Genomic DNA, 17434 nt, shown 5'->3' on the forward strand with positions numbered 1-17434 from the left:
GGCCTAACTTGATGGCGAGAACGTCGAGGAGCGCGATGCGGAATCAGGGGCTGGGCTCGTGGCCGGCACGCAGGACCCGGATGACGCCCGACGGGGTGGCTCTCACGTACCGGGATGACCGGCGCACCTACCGCGAGCTGGCCACGCGGGTGGACCGGCTCGCGTCGGCGCTGCGCGCGCTCGGCGCGCGACGCGGCGACCGGATCGCCTACCTGGGCGCCAACCACCCGGCGCTGGTCGAGACGTTCTTCGCGGCCGGGGCGCTGGGCGCGGTCTTCGTGCCGCTCAACACCCGCCTGGCCGCGCCCGAGCTGGACTACGTCCTGCGCGACGCGGGCGCGGAGATCCTGCTGCTCGGCGAGGGCCACGACGGCGCCGGGCTGCCCGGACGGCACATCGGGGCGGGGGAGTACGAGGACCTGGTGGCCTCGGGCGACCCCGCGCCGCTCGACGAGCCCGTGGCCCAGGACGACATGTGCCTGATCATGTACACCTCGGGCACCACCGGGCGGCCCAAGGGCGCCGTGCTCACCCACGCCAACCTCATCTGGAACACCTTCAACCTGCTCGTGGACGTGCCCTTCCGGCATGACGAGGTGACGCTGATCAGCGCCCCGATGTTCCACATCGCCGCGCTCGCCCAGACGCTCGTCCCCACCGTGCTCAAGGGCGGCCGGGTCGTCCTGGAGCCGTCCTTCGACGTCGGCCGCACCTTCGACCTCGTCGAGGCCGAACGCGTCACGGTCATGTTCGGCGTGCCCGCCATGTTCACCTTCCTCGCCCAGTCGGACCGCTGGCCGCACGCCGACCTGACGAGCCTGCGCCACCTGTTGTGCGGCGGGGCCCCGGTGCCCGAGCCGCTCATCCGCCTCTACCAGGACCGCGGGCTCACGTTCCTCCAGGGCTACGGCATGACCGAGACCGCGCCCGGCGCGCTGTTCCTGGCCGCCGAGCAGTCGATCGCCAAGGCGGGCACGGCCGGCGTCCCGTGCTTCTTCTCCGACGTCAAGCTGGTCGCCCCCGACGGCTCTCCCGCCGCGCCCGGCAGTCCGGGCGAGGTGTACGTGCAGGGCCCGAACGTCACGCCCGGCTACTGGAAGCGGCCCGAGGAGACCGCCGAGGTGCTGTCGGACGACGGCTGGTTCCGCTCCGGCGACATCGGGGTGGCCGACGAGGACGGGTACGTGCGCATCTCCGACCGGATCGGCGACATGTTCATCTCCGGCGGCGAGAACGTCTACCCGGCCGAGGTGGAGAGCGCCCTTTACAGCCATCCCGCGGTCGCCGAGGTCGCCGTCATCGGCGTCCCCGACGACAAGTGGGGCGAGGTCGGCAAGGCCCTCGTCGTGCTCCGCCCCGGCACGGGCGCGCGGGCCGACGAGCTGATCGCCCACCTGTACGGGCGGCTGGCCCGCTACAAGATCCCGAAACACGTGGAGTTCGTGCCCGAGCTGCCCAGGAACGCGGCCGGCAAGCTGCTCAAGACCCGGATCAGAGCCCTTTACGGCGAGGCCGGCTCCGGCCCGCCCGATCCCCGTGACACGAGGAGATGACCCCGCATGCGCACCTCACCGCCGTTCCGCGCGGACCACGTCGGCAGCCTGCTGCGACCCCAGCGGCTGCTCCAAGCCAGGGAGACCCTGTCCGGGGAGGCGCTGCGCGAGATCGAGGACGAGGCGATCCGCGAGGTCGTGCGCAGGCAGGAGGAGATCGGCCTGCAGTCGGCCACCGACGGCGAGTTCCGGCGCGCCTCCTGGCACATGGACTTCATCTACCGGCTCGGCGGCATCGGCCAGGCCTCGGACGAGCACATCACGGTCCGCTTCCACAACGAGCGGGGCGACATCGAGTTCACCCCCGCCGCCCTGCGCGTGCACGACAGGATCCGGCTGGAGGAGCCGATCTTCGCCGGAGACTTCGCGTTCCTGCGCGACACCGTCACCACCGCGGTGCCCAAGCTGACCATCCCGTCGCCCAGCATGGTCCACTACCGCGGCGGGCCCGCCGCCATCGACCCGGACGTCTACCCGGACGTGGAGGAGTTCTGGGCCGACCTCAGCGCCGCCTACGCCGAGCAGGTGCGCCGCATCGGCGAGCTGGGCTGCACCTACCTGCAGTTCGACGACACCAGCCTGGCCTACCTGAACGACCCCGCCCAGCGCGCCGAACTGGCCGGACGCGGTGACGACGCCGATCACATGCACCTGCGCTACATCAAGCAGATCAACGCCGCGCTCGCCGCCAAGCCCGAGGGCATGACCATCACCACCCACATGTGCCGCGGCAACTTCCGCTCCTCGTGGGCCGCCGCCGGGGGCTACGACTTCGTGGCCGAGGCGCTCTTCTCCGAGCTGGCCGTCGACGGGTTCTTCCTGGAGTTCGACGACGAGCGCTCGGGCGGCTTCGAGCCGCTGCGGTTCGTGCCGCCGGGCAAGATGGTGGTCCTCGGGCTCGTCACCACCAAGCGTGGCGAACTGGAGTCGAAGGACACCCTCAAGCGCCGCATCGACGAGGCCGCCAAGTTCGTCGACCTCGACCAGATCTGCCTCTCGCCGCAGTGCGGCTTCTCCTCGACGGTGGAGGGCAACGTGCTCACGTCCGACCAGCAGTTCGCCAAGCTGGCGCTGATCGCGGAGACCGCCCGGGAGGTGTGGGGCTGACGGCCGGTCCGGACGTCCCCGCCATCCCTTTTTCGATGAGGGTACGGCTGGACGCCGTTATCTTCTCTGTGAACGAGAGGGTGTTCAGTTATCCGTTTTTATTGTGATTAATTCCTGAGGTACTCCGCCGCCGGGCAATGGGCCGATCTGACCCGCACCCTCCCTGACCGGGCCCCGCCACCGGGGCCCGGTCTTCCCGCGTCCGTCAGAGGCGGGGCTCCGCGCGGTTGAGCACGACCACCACCACGGGGCGCCCGGCCTTCCCGGCGCAGGGGCCGGCGGCGTGTTCGGCGGGCGCGGCGAAAGGGCGGGCGTTGACGAGGCGCCCGCACTCGGGACCGCCGGACTGCCGGTCGCACGAGGGGCGGGCCGGGAGGCCGAGCGCGGTCATCAGCGCGTGGGCGCCGGTGTTGGTGAGGCTGACCGGAGGTCCTGCCACGGCCTCCGGGCGCGCACCGCGGGCGGCCTTGCCGCGCCGGGGCGGTGGCTCGCCCCTGGCCCGGAGCAGGCCGAGCATGGTGAGGAGCACGACGAAGCCGCCGATGACGCCGGCGACCTCGTCGGCCGCGTCCGTGCCGCGCACGAGGACGGTGACGCCCAGATACACCAGCCCGACCGAGGTCAGGAGGGCGGTGAAGACCTTTATCGCTCGATTTTTACAGTTTTTCGGCATCGGAATCGTGTCTCGGCTTTCCCTTTAAGCGGTCGTTTCACCGTGATCTGACGAGGGTCAGCCGAGTTTCGCCGAAGTGTGGTCGTCACGATTCCGCAACGTTGAAAGTTGTACGAGAAACGCTGGGCGACATTTCGAGAAATGTCAGGTTGTCGAGCATGAAAGGGCGGGCGCGGTATTCGTGCCGTTCCATGACGCCAGGAAACCGAAACTCGTCGACCCGCCGGGGGAGAGGAGGGCGTTCCAGCCGACGTGCGTCACGGTCACGTTCGCACCGGAGGCCGCCAGGGTGCCGTTCCAGATCTGGGTGACGCGCTGCCCGTCGGCGAACGTCCACGACACCCGCCACCCGCTCGTCGCGGCGGCGCCCGTGTTGGTGACCGTCACCTCGCCCTGGAACCCGCCCTGCCACTGGTTCGTGTTCCGGTACACGGCGGTGCAGCCGCCCGGCGGCGTGACCGTGGGGGTGACGGTAGGCGTGACCGTCGGGGTGACCGTCGGCTGCGGGCCGGACAGGACGTCCACCAGCGCCGGGTACCACCGGTCGGCGATCTTGCGGTCGCCCGCCGCGTTCGGGTGCACCCCGTCGTAGGTGTCGGCGCTCGTGCTGAACCCCGTCCACTGGTCGACCACCACCACCGGAGACTGCGCGGTGGAGATGCCCGCGGCCCAGGCCGGGATGGCGTTGTTGAAGGCCACGACCCGCTGCGCGCACTCGCCGCAGGTGCTCGGGTTCATCGGGATGATCTGCGCGACCAGGATCCTCATCGCCGGGTTGCTCGCCCGCATCTGACCCACCAGCGTGGTGAACGCGCCGAGGATGGTGGCGGGCGCGACGTTGCTCCACACGTCGTTCGTGCCGAAGTGCATCAGCACGACGTCCGGCCTGGTGGCCGCCAGCCAGCCCGGCAGCTGGTTCTGGCGGGCCACGTTGGTGACGAGCGCGCCGCCGTGCCCCTCGTTGTCGCCGTCGTACGCGACCGAGCAGCCCTGCGGGGGGAGGGTGCCGACGAAGTCGACGTCCTGGTAACCGGTGTCCTGCAGCCGGTTCCACAGCAGCGCACGCCAGCAGCCGGGGGAGCCGGTGATCGAGTCGCCGAGAGGCATGATCCGGGTCGCGGCCGCGCCCGCCGCGGTCCCGTTCGCGGCCACGAGCATCGCCGCCACCAACGCCAGCACCGCCACCAGGATGACCCGCGCCCTCGCCATCGCCCGCTCCCGTCGTCGCCTCCGCAGATCGTAAGGAGCCCGCTCCGCCCCGGAAAGGCGGCCGGCCACCGCAAGGGCGTGACCTGCGCGGATGGGCGGGGAAGCGCTGTAACTTTCAGGATCCGCGCCGGTGGGGGAGGCCGTTCCCTCGTCCGGTTGACGGGTAAGGGGACACGGAGTCATCGGAAAGGGGGACTGATGATGAGCGGCATGGGCGACTGGGCCAAGAAGGCCGAAGACCTGGCCAAGAAGAACCCGGACAAGGCCGACGAGATCCTCGAGCGCGGCGAGCAGGCCGCCAGCGAGAAGACCGGCGGCAAGTACGACGAGCAGATAGGCAAGGGCGTGGACGCCGCGCAGCGCCGCTACGGCGGCGGCAAGGGCGAGGGCGAGGACCAGCCCGACCAGCAGCAGGGCTGACGACCTTCCGGGACCCGCCCATTCCAGGTGGGTTCCGGCCCGTCCGGACCCCCGGGAACGGGCCGTCACGGCGAGGAGAGCCGGTGAGCACTGTCACGGTCTTACCTGTATGCCTACAAGGCGGACGGCGCTTCCTCGCCGCCGTCGAGCGCGGAGATCACCGACCCGAGAATATGTCCTCCGGCAGCAGCGCCGACACGAGGAAGCTGGGCACGTCCACGAGCTGGCTGACCCGCAGGTCCACCGCCACGCTGCAGATCGCGTACGCCTGCTGCCTGTCGAATCCCCGCTCCCCGAGGTGGTCGATCATCTCCAGGAGGGCGTTGCGTGCCGCCAGGGTGAGGTCTTCGGCGGCCACCTCGCCGTCCCGGCTGACCGACATGCCGGTGGTGGCGTAGAAGGAGCGCGGGGCGGCGAAGGGGGCCGCGACCCAGTAGTCCGAGCGGGCGAACCGGGGCCCGCGGATGCCCTTGGCCGCGGCCTCGCCGGTGTGGACGGTGAAGCGGACGCGCAGGGTGGCGCGCATCTCGATGGCGGTGCCGCAGGTCTCGCTGTCGCCCTGGGCGTAGTGGGCGTCGCCGGCGGAGAAGAGGGCGCCGGGCGTGTCCACCGGGATGTAGAGGCGGCTGCCCGCGCCGAGCTGCTTGATGTCGACGTTGCCCGCCTGCTCGCGGGGCGGGATGGTGCGCAGGGCGCGGGTGGCGATGGCCGGGTCGCGGGGGACGGCGCCGTCGGCCGACGGCGGGAGGACGAAGCCGCCGCGCTCCATCGACGCCTGCTCGCGGGCGGCGGTCCTGGCGAGGCTCTGGTGACCGGGGGACAGGCCGATGGTGCCCATGAAGGGCGCGGCGGGGATGCGGACGCCCGGCAGGCCGGGGGAGTACGCCCAGCCGTCCGACAGGTGCCAGCGCACGATGTACGGGTCGGGGAACAGGTCGCGGAGGAAGCCGAAGCCGGGCACCTGCACCGTGTAGCCGTAGGTGTCGGGCACGACCTCCAGGATCTCGATCTCCAGCAGGTCGCCCGGCTGGGCGCCGTCGATGTAGACGGGGCCGGTGAGCGGGTGGACGACGTCGAGGTCGGGGGAGCCGACGGTCTTCAGGGTGGCGCCGGGGCCCATCTGGCCGTCGAAGGCGTCGCGGGTCTCCATGACGACCTCGTCGCCCGGCTGGACGCGCAGGATGGGCGGGATGTCGGGATGCCACCGGTTGTGGCCGGTGGCCGGCTCCTCGGCGAGGGTGCGGTTCGGGTCGATGCGGATCTCGTGGACGGCCATGTCAGGACCCCCTCAGGGTACGGGGACGGCGGGGATGGTCACCGGGCCGGGCAGCGGGTTCAGCACGTCGGCCTGGGAGACGCCCGCCGGCAGGACGACGTCGAGCGCCTTCGGCACCGCGCCAGGGGCGGACGAGCAGATGGGCTCGGCGCCGCCCGGCGCGCACACGCCGAACTGGAACGGCTGCGGCGTGGGGGCGAAGCCCCTGGCCTGGTCGGCGCTGAAGCCGTCCTGGCCGGTGAGCACGACGGCGAAGCGCCAGCCGGGGCCCGGCGTGCCGAACGACGCCCGGGGCAGCGCGACGGTGATCGTCCTGGTGGCGCCCGAGGCGCGCACCGCGGCGCCCGGCAGCGCGGTCCCGCCGGCCGTCACCCACACGGGCGCGGCGAACCCCTGCGCCTCCACCCGCTGCGTCCACGGGTCGGCGAGGCGGTGGTTGCGCTGCGGGAACGCGGCCTCGGCCGACCGCTCGGCCACCTGCGGGTCCTGGACGTAGACGTCGAGCAGCTGGGCGCCCATCTGGTTGCCGAAGGTCGGGGTGAGGTCGCGTACCTCGGCCCGGAGGTAGACGGTGGTCTCGTCGGTGATCACCTGGAAGCGGCGCAGGTCGAACGCGCCGTCGTGGAAGTCGGGCGAGGTCGGGTAGGCGTACGTGCCGGGCCCGTGGTCGTCGCCGTCCGGGTCGGTCACGTCGAGCACGGTCGTGGCCCCGGTGATGTCGCCGACGACCGAGCGGCGGGCGTAGGCGGTGCGGTCGTCCGCGGTCGCCGTGACGACCAGCGCGACCTCGCCGAACGAGACCGGCGCCGCGGCGGTGAACGAGCCGTCGGTACGGGCGCGTACCGACACCAGGCGGGCGGGGGCGCCCGTGTCGACCGGGGTGGCGGCGACGTCGACCCGCGCTCCCGGCGCGGTGGTGCCGGTGACGGTGACGGAGGTGCCGGAGGGGGTCGCGCCGTTCTCGGGGGCGGTGACCGTGAGCGGGACGGTTCCCGGCATGCCGTGGTCGGCGTAGCGGCGGCGGACCACCTCGGGCTGCTCCAGCGGGCGGCCCTCGGCGAGCGACAGGATCAGCCGCAGCTCCTGGGCCTGCGCCCAGGTCAGCGGCGAGGCCGAACCCGCGGGCCCGCCGGCCGTGAAGCCGATGGAGGCGGTCGCCGGGTCGGACCCGTACGGGGAGGCGGGCAGCGCGGGGTTCTCCCAGGTCTGCTCGGGGACGAGGCCGGTGCCGGAGGACATGGCGTGCATGGCGTCCAGCAGCGATCCGGCGGTGGCCCGGTCGCCGGTCTGCAGCGCGTGCTCGGCGCGCTCGCCGGACAGGACGGGCCACAGGTGGCCTGAGCCGGTGTTCGTGGTGGGCCACGGGCTGCCGGTGGGCGCGCAGGCGGTCGGGTCGGGTTCGTAGCAGTCGCCGTAGCCGTCCTCGGTGCCCTCGGTGCCGGAGCCGTACCGGTACCAGCCGGGGCCGTTCGGCGTGGTCCGCCGGATGACCCGGTCCACCACCTGGAGACTGGCCAGCACGTCCGGGTCGCCGGGCGGCAGGACGCCGAGCCTGGTCAGCTCCAGGAAGCCCGCGTCGACGACCCGCCGCTGGTCCTCGGTCGGCGCGCCGTTGCCCAGGTTGTAGGAGTCGGCGGCGTCCGGGTCGCCGTGGCGCGACAGGCGCAGGAAGTAGCGGTCCGCGTACGGGCCCGTCGTGGTCACGGTCCAGCCCTTGACCGAGCGGGCGAAGTGGTCGGCGGTCGCCCGGTAGAGCCTGGCCCTGGCCGGGTCGTCCTGCCGGGAGGCGATCTCCCCGGCGGCGACCAGCCCGGCGATCTGGGAGGCGATCGTGGACGGCGAGTGGCCCGACTGCTCCTCCCACCGCTCCACGCCGAACGCCGGCCCGTGCGCGACCACGAAGTCGGCCGCCGCCCGCACCCGGGGCCACAGCTTCCGGTCGCCGGAGAGCCCCGCCTGGTAGGCCATGAGGATCGGGAACGCCGTCTCGTCGAGCTGGTCGCCGCCCGAGTCGGGGGCGAGCCTCCCGTTGATCAGCGAGTTGCGCGGCATCCGGCCGTCGGGCAGTTGCTGGCGCTCGAACAGGAAGCGGGTGACGGCCCGCGCCGTGGCCAGGTCCCCGGCGGTGAGGAACCCGGTGAACGTCTCGTACGCGTCGCGGGCGAACACCTGGCGGTACGAGCCGAAGTAGACGGCCCGGCCGCCCACCTCGGCGCCCGCGTCGACAGCCTGCCCCCACGGGCTGCCCAGCGAGGCGACGACCGCGCCCGGGAACGTCTTGTCCTCACTGGCCTTGAGCACGTTCGCCGACAGCCGGTAGCGGTCGGCCAGCGGTCCCGACGGGCGCCGCAGCCCGGCGTCGTAGACCGTCCAGCCCGCCTCGTACCGGGCCAGCATCGCCGCGAAGGGACGCCCGGCCGCGTCGCGCGCGGTGCGCAGCGCGGCGGCCTTGGTGCGGCCGAAGCCGAGCGCGAACGTCACCTCGCCCGACCGGTCGAGCGGCAGCCGGACCGCGGCCACCACGTTGCCGTCCGGGGCGGCGGTGTACGGGGTGAGCGAGCGTGCGCCGTCGAGCTGCACGGCGCCGTCGCTCCCGGTGCCCGCGTAGCCGACGCTCGCCTCCGGCAGCCGCCGCTCGGCGCGCAGGGCCAGGTGGGTGGGCACGGCGTAGTCGCGGCCGGGCGCGGACGTCACCGTGTTCACGTCGGAGACCACCGGCGCGCCGGTGGCGGCGTCGACCGTGCCGCTGTCGGCGCCGCCGTTCGCGGTCCCGCCGCCGCCGTTGCCGTTCACGCTCGCGTCCAGCAGCGCGTACAGCCGCAGGTTCGCGGGCCGCAGCCGGGCGCTGACCACGACGGCGTCCCGGTCCGGGTCGGTGACGTACGTGGTGGTCAGCCGGTAGCGGCCGGCCCTGCTCGTGGCGGTGACGGTGCAGGCCATGCCGGAACGGCTGGTGGTCACCTCATAAGTCGTGTCGCGGGACTGCAGCTCGGTGAACGTGCGGCCGTCAGTGACCGCGAACCGCATGGTCTCCACGTTCGTGTTGTCGATGGTGGGCTCGTACACGTCGGACAAAACGCCGCCCGCCACCGTGAACCAGACCTTGGACTCGCGGCCCGCGGACGTGCCGACGCAGTCCTTGCGCGCGAGCCCGAAGTGGGACGCCGAGCCGGGCCCGCCGGGCGCGGGGGCGGCGTGCGCGGGCAGAGGCGGCACCCCGGCCAGCGAGGCGGCGACGACCAGGGCGAGCGCGAACCGGCGGACAGCAGCCATGCGAAGCTCCCTCTGGAACCGCACGCGCCCCGCCCCGTGCCTGGTAATCCCCTTTGCAGACAAGACCGTCACCGCCCGCGTGTCAACCCCGCGGGTGAGCCGCCACGCTGACGGGGCAGGGGCGACCGTCATGAAGAAGACACTGCTGGCCACGGCGCTCGGCACCGCCGCCGCGGCCGCCCTGGGCGGGATCGCCACCAGATCGGGGCGGCCCTGGTTCCAGAAGCTCGACAAGCCCTCCTGGCAGCCGCCACCGGCCGCCTTCCCGCTGGTGTGGAACCCGCTGTACGCGCTCATCGCCTACGGCGGCGCCCGCGCCCTGGACCGGGCGGGCGACGAGCGCGCCGCCCTCGGCCGCACGCTGGCCGCCAACCTGGCGCTGAACGCCGCCTGGCCGGCGCTGTTCTTCGGCGTCCGCTCGCCGCGCCTGGCGCTGGCGGAGATCGTCGCGCTCAACACCGCCAACGTGCTGCTCGTGCGCAAGGCCATGCGCGCCGACCGCACCGCGGGGCTGCTCCTGGTCCCGTACGCGACGTGGACGGCGTTCGCCACCGCCCTGAACGCGGAGATCGTCCGGAAGAACCCCGAGTAAAGAGCAGTAGATTCAAACATTAAGTAGCCAATCCCTCACTATGGGTACTGATCACTTCGGATGATCACATCACCGCCCGCAGGGGGATGCATGTACAAGTACGCCATGACCGCACTAGCCACCGCCGCCACCAGCGTGCTGCTGGTCGCGGGTCCCGCGGCAGCCGAGGACGCCGGCCAGTGCGCGCCGGCCGCGGCCGGCTCCGTCCCGAAATCCGGCTCCGTGGGCGGCGTGACCGCTCCGGCCCACACCGCGGAGACCCAGCGGTTCGTCGAGAAGCTGGTCCAGGTGGTCCAGCCGGGCCCGGCGGCACCAGTGCTGGACGAGTCGGGCGCCAAGGCGCTGCTCGGTCAGCTCGCCTGCCAGTCGGGCGCCGACGGCCACGTCGCGCGGACGGCCGACAACGAGGAGGAGAACTGCATCAGGTACCGGGTGGGCCCCGGCTGGTCGCCGAACTGGCCGATGCTCGACGCACTCGGCGTCAGGGAGCTCATCGAGCGGTCGTCAGGCACCGCCTCGGTCTGCGTCGGCGACCCGTCGATGCTGCCCGGCACCACGGCCGTCCAGCCGCAGCCCGGCCCGCAGGCCGGGTCCGCTTCGCAGGCCCTGTCCGACGACCCGACCCCGGCCCCGGCCGCGCCGGGCGCCGACGCCCAGCCGCAGCCCGAGCCCCAGGCCCAGCCGCAGCCCGAGGCGCAGAACCAGCCTGAGGTTCAGCAGCAGGTCCAGGTCCAGCCGCAGGTCCAGTGGCAGGGCCGGGGGCAGCAGCGGGCCCAGGCTCAGGTGCAGCCGTACCAGTACTCGCAGGTCTACGTGCAGCCGAACGGGCAGTCGCTGATGGAGAGCCTCGGCATCGGCCTGCTGCTGCGCGGCATGGTCGACGACGACTGACGGCCGCGGCCGGGCGCCGGGTTCGGCGCACCCGGCGCCTGACACCGTACGGGTGACAAGGTCAGGCGACAGGTGAAGAGAACCGGCGCCCGCTGAGGCCGTACGCTGCTGCGCATGGTGAATCGGGTGATCGACGGCCGATTCGAGCTCGTGGAGCGGCTCGGCGGCGGGGGCATGGGGCTGGTGTGGCGGGCCTGGGACCAGGCGCTGCACCGGGAGGTCGCGCTCAAGGAAGTGCGGCCGCCCGACCCCGCCCTGGGCGACCCCGACCCCGCCCGGGACCGCGAGCTGCGCGCCAGGGTGCTGCGCGAGGCCCGCGCCCTGGCCCGGCTCAACCACCCGCACGTCGTCACCATCCACCACATCGTCGACACCGGCGAAGACGGCTTCCCCTGGCTGGTCATGGAGCTGGTGACCGGCGGCTCGCTGCAGGACCGGTTGTCCGACGGGCCGATGGCCCCGGCCGAGACGGCCCGGCTGGGGCGTGAGGTGCTGTCCGCGTTACGCGCCGCGCACGCCGTCGGCATTTTGCACCGTGACGTCAAGCCGGGAAACGTCCTGCTCCGCCCCGACGGGCGCTCGGTCCTCACCGACTTCGGCATCGCCGCCGTGCGGGAGTCGCCCGGGCTGACCGCGACCGGCTCGTTCATCGGCTCGCCCGAGTACATGGCGCCCGAGCGCATCAACGGCCACGAGGGCGACCCCGCCTCCGACCTGTGGTCGCTCGGCATGCTCCTGTACGTGGCCGTCGAGGGCCGCCACCCCCTGCGGCGCGCCACTCCGCTGGCCACCCTGGCCGCGGTGCTCAACCAGGAGGTGCCGGCGCCGGAGCGGGCGGGCAGCCTGACCCCGGTGCTGTTCGCCCTGCTCAACCGCGACCCCGCCGCCAGGCCCGGCCCCGACGCCCTGGACCGCATGCTCGCCGCCGCCCACGACGCCCCGCCCCAGAACTTCTCCCCCCACCCCGGCCCGCCCTTGGCCCACCCACCCCACCGCCCACCCCCGACCGGTCCGCCGTCAGGCTTACCGTCCGGCCCGCTGTCAGGCGTATCGTCCGGCCCGTTCTCAGGTCCCCCGTCCGGCCCGCACCGGCCCGCCGGTCCCGCGTACCCCGGCTCGCACGGCGCCCCCGCCTATCCGGGCGCGCCAGGGCATCCCGGCGCGCCCGGGTACCACGGCGTGCCCGGTGGGCCCGCGTATCCCGGCTCGGCCAGGCCGTCCGGCCCGCAGTGGAACACCGAGCCGCCCTCGGTGACCGCGCCCACCAGGGCGTCCCGGCGCAGGAGTCAGGTGACGACGTCGGTCGTCGCCGGGGTGGCGGCGGTGTCGGTGGCGGCGGTCGTGGTGTGGGTGTTGCCGCCCGGCCATCGCGGCGGCGCCTCCGAGAGCCCTGCAGCCGACAGACGGACGAGCGCCGCCGAAGAGACCCCGGCCACGGAAGGGACCTCGGCGGAGACCGGCACGGAACCGACCCCGGCGGAGACCGGCACGGAACCGGCCCCGGCGGAGACCGAGGAGCGCGAGCCCGTCAACCTGCTCACCCCCGCCGGGATGCGCCGCCTCGTCGCCGACCTGAAGCCGGTCATGGGCGGCACCCAGGTGGTCGACCTGACCGTCTATCCCACGTACGCGATCGCCGGCGCCCCGGTCAAAGGCCGCAAGACGGTCTACGACCGGTACACCTACCGCGACGGCGTGGCCACCAAGGACGGCCCCGGCTCCACGGTCAGCAAACCCATCGTGGACCTGCGGAAGTACAACTGGGACGCGCTGCCCGCCCTGATCCGCAGGGCGAACAGGGAGCTCGGGGTCAAGAAGCCCACCACCCGCTACATCATCGTCGACGCCGCCTTCCACGAGACGGGCGCGATCCGGGTCTACGTCTCCGACGAGTACCACGCCAGCGGCTACCTGGCCGCCGACCCGACGGGCAAGGTGATCGCGAAGTACCCCGCCGGCGGATGAAGCGGTTAGTTCCCGGCGAACACGGGCACCTCATCGGCCATGGCGGAGCACGGGTTCGTGGTGATCGGCAACGCGGCGGCCGGCGGCGTCGACGGGACGGCGCGCGAGGAGGTGCTGGACGCCCTGTCGGGTGACGTGGTGGTGTGCGACGTCGAGCGGCCGGGCGACATCGAGCGCGCGCTGGCGGAGCATCCCGGCAGGGTCCCGGTGGTGCTGGGCGGCGACGGGACCGTGCACGCCGTCGTGGCGGCGCTGCTGACCAGGGGAGAGCTGGCCACCCGCCCGATCGGGCTGGTGCCGCTCGGCACCGGCAACGACCTGGCCCGCGCGCTGGGCATCCCGCTCGACGCGCGCGAGGCGGCCCGCGCGCTGTCCGACGGCCGGGAGCGGACGCTGGACCTGCTGGTCGACGACGAGGGCGGCATCGTGGTGAACGCCGTGCACGTCGGCGTCGGCGCGCACGCCTCCGAGCACGCGGCCGCGCTCAAGCCCTTGCTGCGCAGGGCCGCGTACGCGGTGGGCGCGCTGGTCGCCGGGGCGCGCAGCAAGGGGTGGCGGCTGCGGGTGAAGGTGGACGGCGAGCCGGTCACCGACGGGCGGCGGCGGGTGCTCATGGTGGGGATCGGCAACGGCGTCTCGATCGGCGGCGGCACCCCGCTCGCCCCGCACGCCCGCCCCGACGACGGCCTGGCCGACGTGGTGATCTCGTACGCGGTATCGCCGCTGGCCAGGCTGGCCTTCGGCGTCCTGCTGCGCCGGGGCAGGCACCCGGAACGCGCCGACGTGATCACCGTCAGGGGCAGGGGCATCACCGTCGAGGGCGAGCCGGTCGCGGCCAACGCCGACGGCGAGCTCCTCCCACCGGCCCCGCACCACGCCTGGACGCTCCGCCCCGCGGCCTGGAGCGTGATCGTCCCCAAGGAGGGCTGACCCCTGGCGAGGCGGCGCGGGATCGATCACAGTGGAGGCATCCGGATACTCACCTCCAGGGGGATCGCGTGAGCGAGCCGACGCAGCCGCCGATGTACATGCGCAGGGACGGCTTCGGCCCCGCGCCCGAGCTGTCCGCCCTGCGCGCGGAGGGCGTCAGCAGGATCGGCACCCCGTTCGGGGTCGACGCCTGGATGGTCACCCGCCACGCCGACATCCGCGAGGTGCTGGGCGACGCCGAGCGCTTCCCGATCGCCTTCTTCGGCCTGCCGCAGCTGCCCGGCGCGCCGGAGCTGTCGGAGGAGCAGCTCGCCACCCTGCGCGCCGGCAACCTGCTGCAGCTGAACCCGCCCGACCACACCCGGATACGCCGGATGCTGGCGCCCGAGTTCACCATCCGCCGGATGCGCCGCCTGGAGCCGCGCATCGCCGGCATCGTCGCCGAGCACCTGGACGCGATGGAGGCGGCCGGCCCGCCCGCCGACCTGGTCCGGTCGTTCGCGCTGCCGATCCCGTCGCTGGTCATCTGCGAGCTGCTCGGCGTCCCGTACGAGGATCGGGAGGGTTTCCAGCGGCGCACCAGCCGCATGCTCGACATGTCGACCCCGCCGGAGGAGGCGCTGGCGGTCCGGATGGAGTCGCGCGCGTACATGGCCGGGCTGGTCGCCCGCGAGCGGGCCGAGCCGGGCGACGACCTGATCGGCACGCTGGTGCGGGAGCACGGCGACGACCTCAGCGACGACGAGCTGATCGGCATCGGCGGGCTGCTGCTGCTCGCCGGGCACGAGACCACCTCCAACATGCTCGCGCTGGGCACGCTCGCCCTGCTGCGCCACCCCGGCCAGCTCGACCTGCTGCGCAAGGAGCCCGCCAGGATCGACGCCGCCGTCGAGGAGCTGCTGCGCTGGCTGAGCATCGTGCACTCCGGCACGCTCAAACTGACCGCCACGGAGGTCGAGATCGCCGGGCGGCGGATCGGCCCCGGCGAGCTGGTGGTGTGCGCGCTCCCGGCCGGCAACCGCGACCCCGGCCTGGCCGCCGACCCGGACACGCTGGACCTGTCGCGCGGCGAGCCCGGCCACCTGGCCTTCGGTCACGGCGTGCACCACTGCCTGGGCGCCCCGCTGGCCCGGATGGAGATGCGCATCGCCTTCCCGGCCCTGCTGGAGCGCTTCCCCACGCTCAGGGAGGCGGAGCCGGCCCCGGTCTTCCGCACCATGCACATCGTCCACGGCCTGACGTCCCTGCACGTCGCCTGGTAGCGGTCAGGCGGGCGTGATCGGGAAGTTGTGGCGGAACACGTTGCCCGGGTCGTACGCGGCCTTCACCTGCCGCAGCCTGGCCAGGGTCGCCGGCGGGAACGCCCTGGTCAGCAGCTTGTCCTCGAAGCGCGGCTCGAAGCTGAGGTAGGCGGCCGTCACGCCCAGCCCGTCCCACGCCCGCTCGGCCCGCGCCGCCCGCGCCGCGGAGATCACGCCGTTGACGGAGAAGTTCTGGGTGCGGTGGGCGTACGCGGTGGCGCCGGGGGCGACGTCGTTGACGGCGCCGCCGACCGAGCGCACCTGGACCATGGTGAGCAGCCGCTGCTCGAACATCTCCGCCAGCCGCCCCGAGGTGTCCGCGTCGAGGTGGTCCACCAGGGCGGAGTGGCCGCGCAGTCCGCCCTGCTGCCCGGTGTGCCGGTTGCGGTGCGGCGCGACGACGGCCGCGTACGGGGCGAGCTGCGCCTGCTGCTGGAGCACCGGCGCCACCTCCAGGAACGGCTCCAGCGCCGCCACGGCCGCGTCGGTGTCGTCGCCGGCCCACACGGCGAACGTCTGGGCCAGCGCCGAGTAGCCCTGCTGTCCCGGGAACACGGTGGTGAACGGGGTCAGCTTCCGCGGGCTCGCCTCCACGGCCCGCCCCCAGCGCTCCAGGAACGCGGCCGTGTCCGAGGCGTCGTGCACGAAGACCGCGAACACCACGTCGGACAGCTCGGTCGCCTCGATGTCGAACGAGGTGACGACGCCCAGGTTGCCGCCCGCGCCGCGCAGCGCCCAGAACAGGTCAGGATGGTGCTCTGGGTCCGCCCGGACGGTCCGGCCGTCGGCCAGCGCCACCTCGGCGCCCACCACGTGGTCGATCGTCAGCCCGTAGGAGCGGGCCAGGAAGCCCTGCCCGCCGGCCGTGGCCAGCCCGCCCACGCCGACGTCGCCGTAGTCGCCCGAGCTGATCGCCAGCCCGTGCGGGCTCAGCGCGCTCGCCACGTCGCCCCAGCGGGCGCCGGCGCCGACGCGCACCAGCCTCCGCCCGCGGTCGAGGACCTCGACCGCGTCCAGCGCGCCGACGTCGACGACGATCCCGCCGTCGTTGGTGGACCGCCCGCTGATCCCGTGCCCGCCGCTGCGCACGGCCAGCGGCACGTCCTGGCCCCGCGCGTACGTGAGAGCCTCGGCCACCTGCCCGGCCGTGGCGGGGCGGAGCACCAGCCCGGGGGAGCCGGTCCAGATGTAGGAGGAGCGGACGCGCTCGTACTCGCGGTCGCCGGGCTCCACCGCGGTGCCCGCCAGCGAGGCGGGCACCGCGTCGTAGTCGATGCCGGGGCGGCGCAGCGCGAGCGCCCGGGGAGGCCGCGCGGGGCCGGTCGTGACGCCGCGGGCGGCGCGTTCGGCGGCGACGGCCTCGCGCAGCGCGGGCGCCACCTCCCGGCCGAAGCGCTCGATGGCGGCCGGGTCGTCGCCGGGCAGGATGAACGTGCTGATCCCGTCCTCGACGGCCAGCGGCAGCAGCCGCTCCACCCACTCCTCGGCGGAATCGCCGGCGAACTCGCTCATGAGGTTGAGCAGGCGGCGGATCTCGCGCGGGTCGCGGCCCGCCCCGTCCGCCGCCTCGTCGATGATCTTGTTGCCGGCGGTGAGGTCCTCCGGCGTGGCGTAGCCGAGGCTGGGCAGCCACCCGTCCGCCTTCGCGCCGACCAGCCGCAGCATCCTCGGCTTGTACGCGCCCAGCCAGATCGGCACGTCGTGGGCCGGCGCCGGGCCCCGCTTGGCCCCCTTGACCGTGTAGTGGGCGCCGTCGACCCGCAGCGGGCGCCGCTCGTCGGCGTCCCACACGCCGCGGATCACGTCGATGGCCTCGCTGAGCGCGTCCACCGCCTGGCCGGGGCTCAGCCGCCGGCCGCCCATGGCCTCGATAGCGTCCCAGAACCCGCCCGCGCCCAGGCCGAGCTCGACCCGCCCGCCTGACAGCAGGTCCAGGCTCGCCACGGATCTGGCCAGCACCGCCGGCGGGCGCAGCGGCAGGTTGAGCACGTTGCCGGACAGGTGGACGCGCTCGGTGCGCGCCGCCACCCAGCTCATCAGCGTCCAGGTGTCCAGGAAGGTCGCCTGGTACGGGTGGTCCTGGAACGTCACCAGGTCCAGGCCCGCCTCCTCGCTCAGCCGCGCCAGCTCGACGGCCAGCTCGGGCCGGCCGTTCTGCGGGGTGATGAACGACCCGAAGCGTAGGTCGTGGCCGTAGTCGGGCATCCCGTCCTCCATATGGTAGATGTGTCAACCTTATTCGGG

At 73.5% G+C, this 17434-nt stretch carries 13 protein-coding genes; 8 read left to right on the plus strand and 5 right to left on the minus strand.

What is annotated here, in order from left to right:
* Positions 1-35 precede the first annotated feature (35 nt).
* On the plus strand, positions 36-1553 hold the full coding sequence (locus tag ABD999_RS15410; protein ID WP_271277902.1) for an acyl-CoA synthetase: 1518 nt from the start codon (positions 36-38) through the stop codon (positions 1551-1553).
* 6 nt (positions 1554-1559) lie between these two features.
* A complete protein-coding gene (locus tag ABD999_RS15415; protein ID WP_148033286.1) occupies positions 1560-2660 on the plus strand; it encodes a 5-methyltetrahydropteroyltriglutamate--homocysteine S-methyltransferase in 1101 nt (366 codons plus the stop codon).
* Between the two features lie 205 nt (positions 2661-2865).
* Here ABD999_RS15415 and ABD999_RS15420 read toward each other — a convergent pair whose 3' ends face one another.
* Positions 2866-3333 carry a hypothetical protein gene (locus tag ABD999_RS15420; protein ID WP_271277901.1) on the minus strand — a complete coding sequence of 156 codons (468 nt, stop codon included), beginning with the start codon at positions 3331-3333 and terminating at the stop codon, positions 2866-2868.
* A gap of 144 nt (positions 3334-3477) precedes the next feature.
* The gene (locus tag ABD999_RS15425; RefSeq protein ID WP_271277900.1) at positions 3478-4542 is read right to left on the minus strand and encodes a cellulose binding domain-containing protein; all 1065 of its coding nucleotides are present in this window, start codon (positions 4540-4542) and stop codon (positions 3478-3480) included.
* A gap of 198 nt (positions 4543-4740) precedes the next feature.
* Here ABD999_RS15425 and ABD999_RS15430 point away from each other — a divergent pair, with 198 nt between their 5' ends.
* The gene (locus ABD999_RS15430) at positions 4741-4962 is read left to right on the plus strand and encodes an antitoxin (protein WP_271277899.1); all 222 of its coding nucleotides are present in this window, start codon (positions 4741-4743) and stop codon (positions 4960-4962) included.
* 157 nt (positions 4963-5119) lie between these two features.
* Here ABD999_RS15430 and ABD999_RS15435 read toward each other — a convergent pair whose 3' ends face one another.
* Positions 5120-6238 carry an acetamidase/formamidase family protein gene (locus tag ABD999_RS15435; RefSeq protein WP_271277898.1) on the minus strand — a complete coding sequence of 373 codons (1119 nt, stop codon included), beginning with the start codon at positions 6236-6238 and terminating at the stop codon, positions 5120-5122.
* A 12-nt stretch (positions 6239-6250) separates the two neighbouring features.
* Complete coding sequence (locus ABD999_RS15440; protein ID WP_271277897.1) at positions 6251-9511, minus strand: glucodextranase DOMON-like domain-containing protein; 3261 nt, start codon at positions 9509-9511, stop codon at positions 6251-6253.
* A 130-nt stretch (positions 9512-9641) separates the two neighbouring features.
* Here ABD999_RS15440 and ABD999_RS15445 point away from each other — a divergent pair, with 130 nt between their 5' ends.
* The 5 genes from ABD999_RS15445 (at position 9642) to ABD999_RS15465 (ending at position 15151) form a co-directional block, all read left to right on the plus strand.
* Positions 9642-10103 (plus strand): TspO/MBR family protein, encoded by a 462-nt coding sequence (locus ABD999_RS15445; protein ID WP_219548571.1) that lies wholly within the window; start codon positions 9642-9644, stop codon positions 10101-10103.
* 105 nt (positions 10104-10208) lie between these two features.
* Positions 10209-10994, plus strand: a complete 786-nt coding sequence (locus ABD999_RS15450) for a hypothetical protein (protein ID WP_271277896.1) — start codon at positions 10209-10211, stop codon at positions 10992-10994.
* A 114-nt stretch (positions 10995-11108) separates the two neighbouring features.
* Positions 11109-12959, plus strand: a complete 1851-nt coding sequence (locus ABD999_RS15455; protein WP_271277895.1) for a serine/threonine-protein kinase — start codon at positions 11109-11111, stop codon at positions 12957-12959.
* Positions 12960-12998: 39 nt separating this feature from the next.
* The gene (locus ABD999_RS15460) at positions 12999-13889 is read left to right on the plus strand and encodes a diacylglycerol/lipid kinase family protein (protein ID WP_271277894.1); all 891 of its coding nucleotides are present in this window, start codon (positions 12999-13001) and stop codon (positions 13887-13889) included.
* 68 nt (positions 13890-13957) lie between these two features.
* Positions 13958-15151: a cytochrome P450 gene (locus tag ABD999_RS15465; protein ID WP_271277893.1), complete on the plus strand. Its 1194-nt coding sequence runs from the start codon at positions 13958-13960 to the stop codon at positions 15149-15151.
* Between the two features lie 3 nt (positions 15152-15154).
* On the opposite strand, the gene ABD999_RS15470 is transcribed toward ABD999_RS15465, so the two are convergent.
* The gene (locus ABD999_RS15470) at positions 15155-17395 is read right to left on the minus strand and encodes an LLM class flavin-dependent oxidoreductase (protein WP_271277892.1); all 2241 of its coding nucleotides are present in this window, start codon (positions 17393-17395) and stop codon (positions 15155-15157) included.
* Positions 17396-17434: the final 39 nt, after the last annotated feature.

The organism is Nonomuraea ferruginea (assembly GCF_039540635.1).
Taxonomy (GTDB): domain Bacteria; phylum Actinomycetota; class Actinomycetes; order Streptosporangiales; family Streptosporangiaceae; genus Nonomuraea; species Nonomuraea ferruginea.

What these genes read in the sequence shown, in the direction of transcription:
- ABD999_RS15430 (WP_271277899.1), top strand. Translation starts at nt 4,741, where the DNA reads ATGATGAGCGGCATGGGCGACTGGGCCAAGAAGGCCGAAGACCTGGCC.
- ABD999_RS15445 (WP_219548571.1), top strand. Translation starts at nt 9,642, where the DNA reads ATGAAGAAGACACTGCTGGCCACGGCGCTCGGCACCGCCGCCGCGGCC.
- ABD999_RS15425 (WP_271277900.1), bottom strand. Translation starts at nt 4,542, where the DNA reads ATGGCGAGGGCGCGGGTCATCCTGGTGGCGGTGCTGGCGTTGGTGGCG.
- ABD999_RS15440 (WP_271277897.1), bottom strand. Translation starts at nt 9,511, where the DNA reads ATGGCTGCTGTCCGCCGGTTCGCGCTCGCCCTGGTCGTCGCCGCCTCG.
- ABD999_RS15455 (WP_271277895.1), top strand. Translation starts at nt 11,109, where the DNA reads ATGGTGAATCGGGTGATCGACGGCCGATTCGAGCTCGTGGAGCGGCTC.
- ABD999_RS15450 (WP_271277896.1), top strand. Translation starts at nt 10,209, where the DNA reads ATGACCGCACTAGCCACCGCCGCCACCAGCGTGCTGCTGGTCGCGGGT.
- ABD999_RS15420 (WP_271277901.1), bottom strand. Translation starts at nt 3,333, where the DNA reads ATGCCGAAAAACTGTAAAAATCGAGCGATAAAGGTCTTCACCGCCCTC.
- ABD999_RS15410 (WP_271277902.1), top strand. Translation starts at nt 36, where the DNA reads ATGCGGAATCAGGGGCTGGGCTCGTGGCCGGCACGCAGGACCCGGATG.
- ABD999_RS15460 (WP_271277894.1), top strand. Translation starts at nt 12,999, where the DNA reads ATGGCGGAGCACGGGTTCGTGGTGATCGGCAACGCGGCGGCCGGCGGC.
- ABD999_RS15470 (WP_271277892.1), bottom strand. Translation starts at nt 17,395, where the DNA reads ATGCCCGACTACGGCCACGACCTACGCTTCGGGTCGTTCATCACCCCG.
- ABD999_RS15415 (WP_148033286.1), top strand. Translation starts at nt 1,560, where the DNA reads ATGCGCACCTCACCGCCGTTCCGCGCGGACCACGTCGGCAGCCTGCTG.
- ABD999_RS15435 (WP_271277898.1), bottom strand. Translation starts at nt 6,238, where the DNA reads ATGGCCGTCCACGAGATCCGCATCGACCCGAACCGCACCCTCGCCGAG.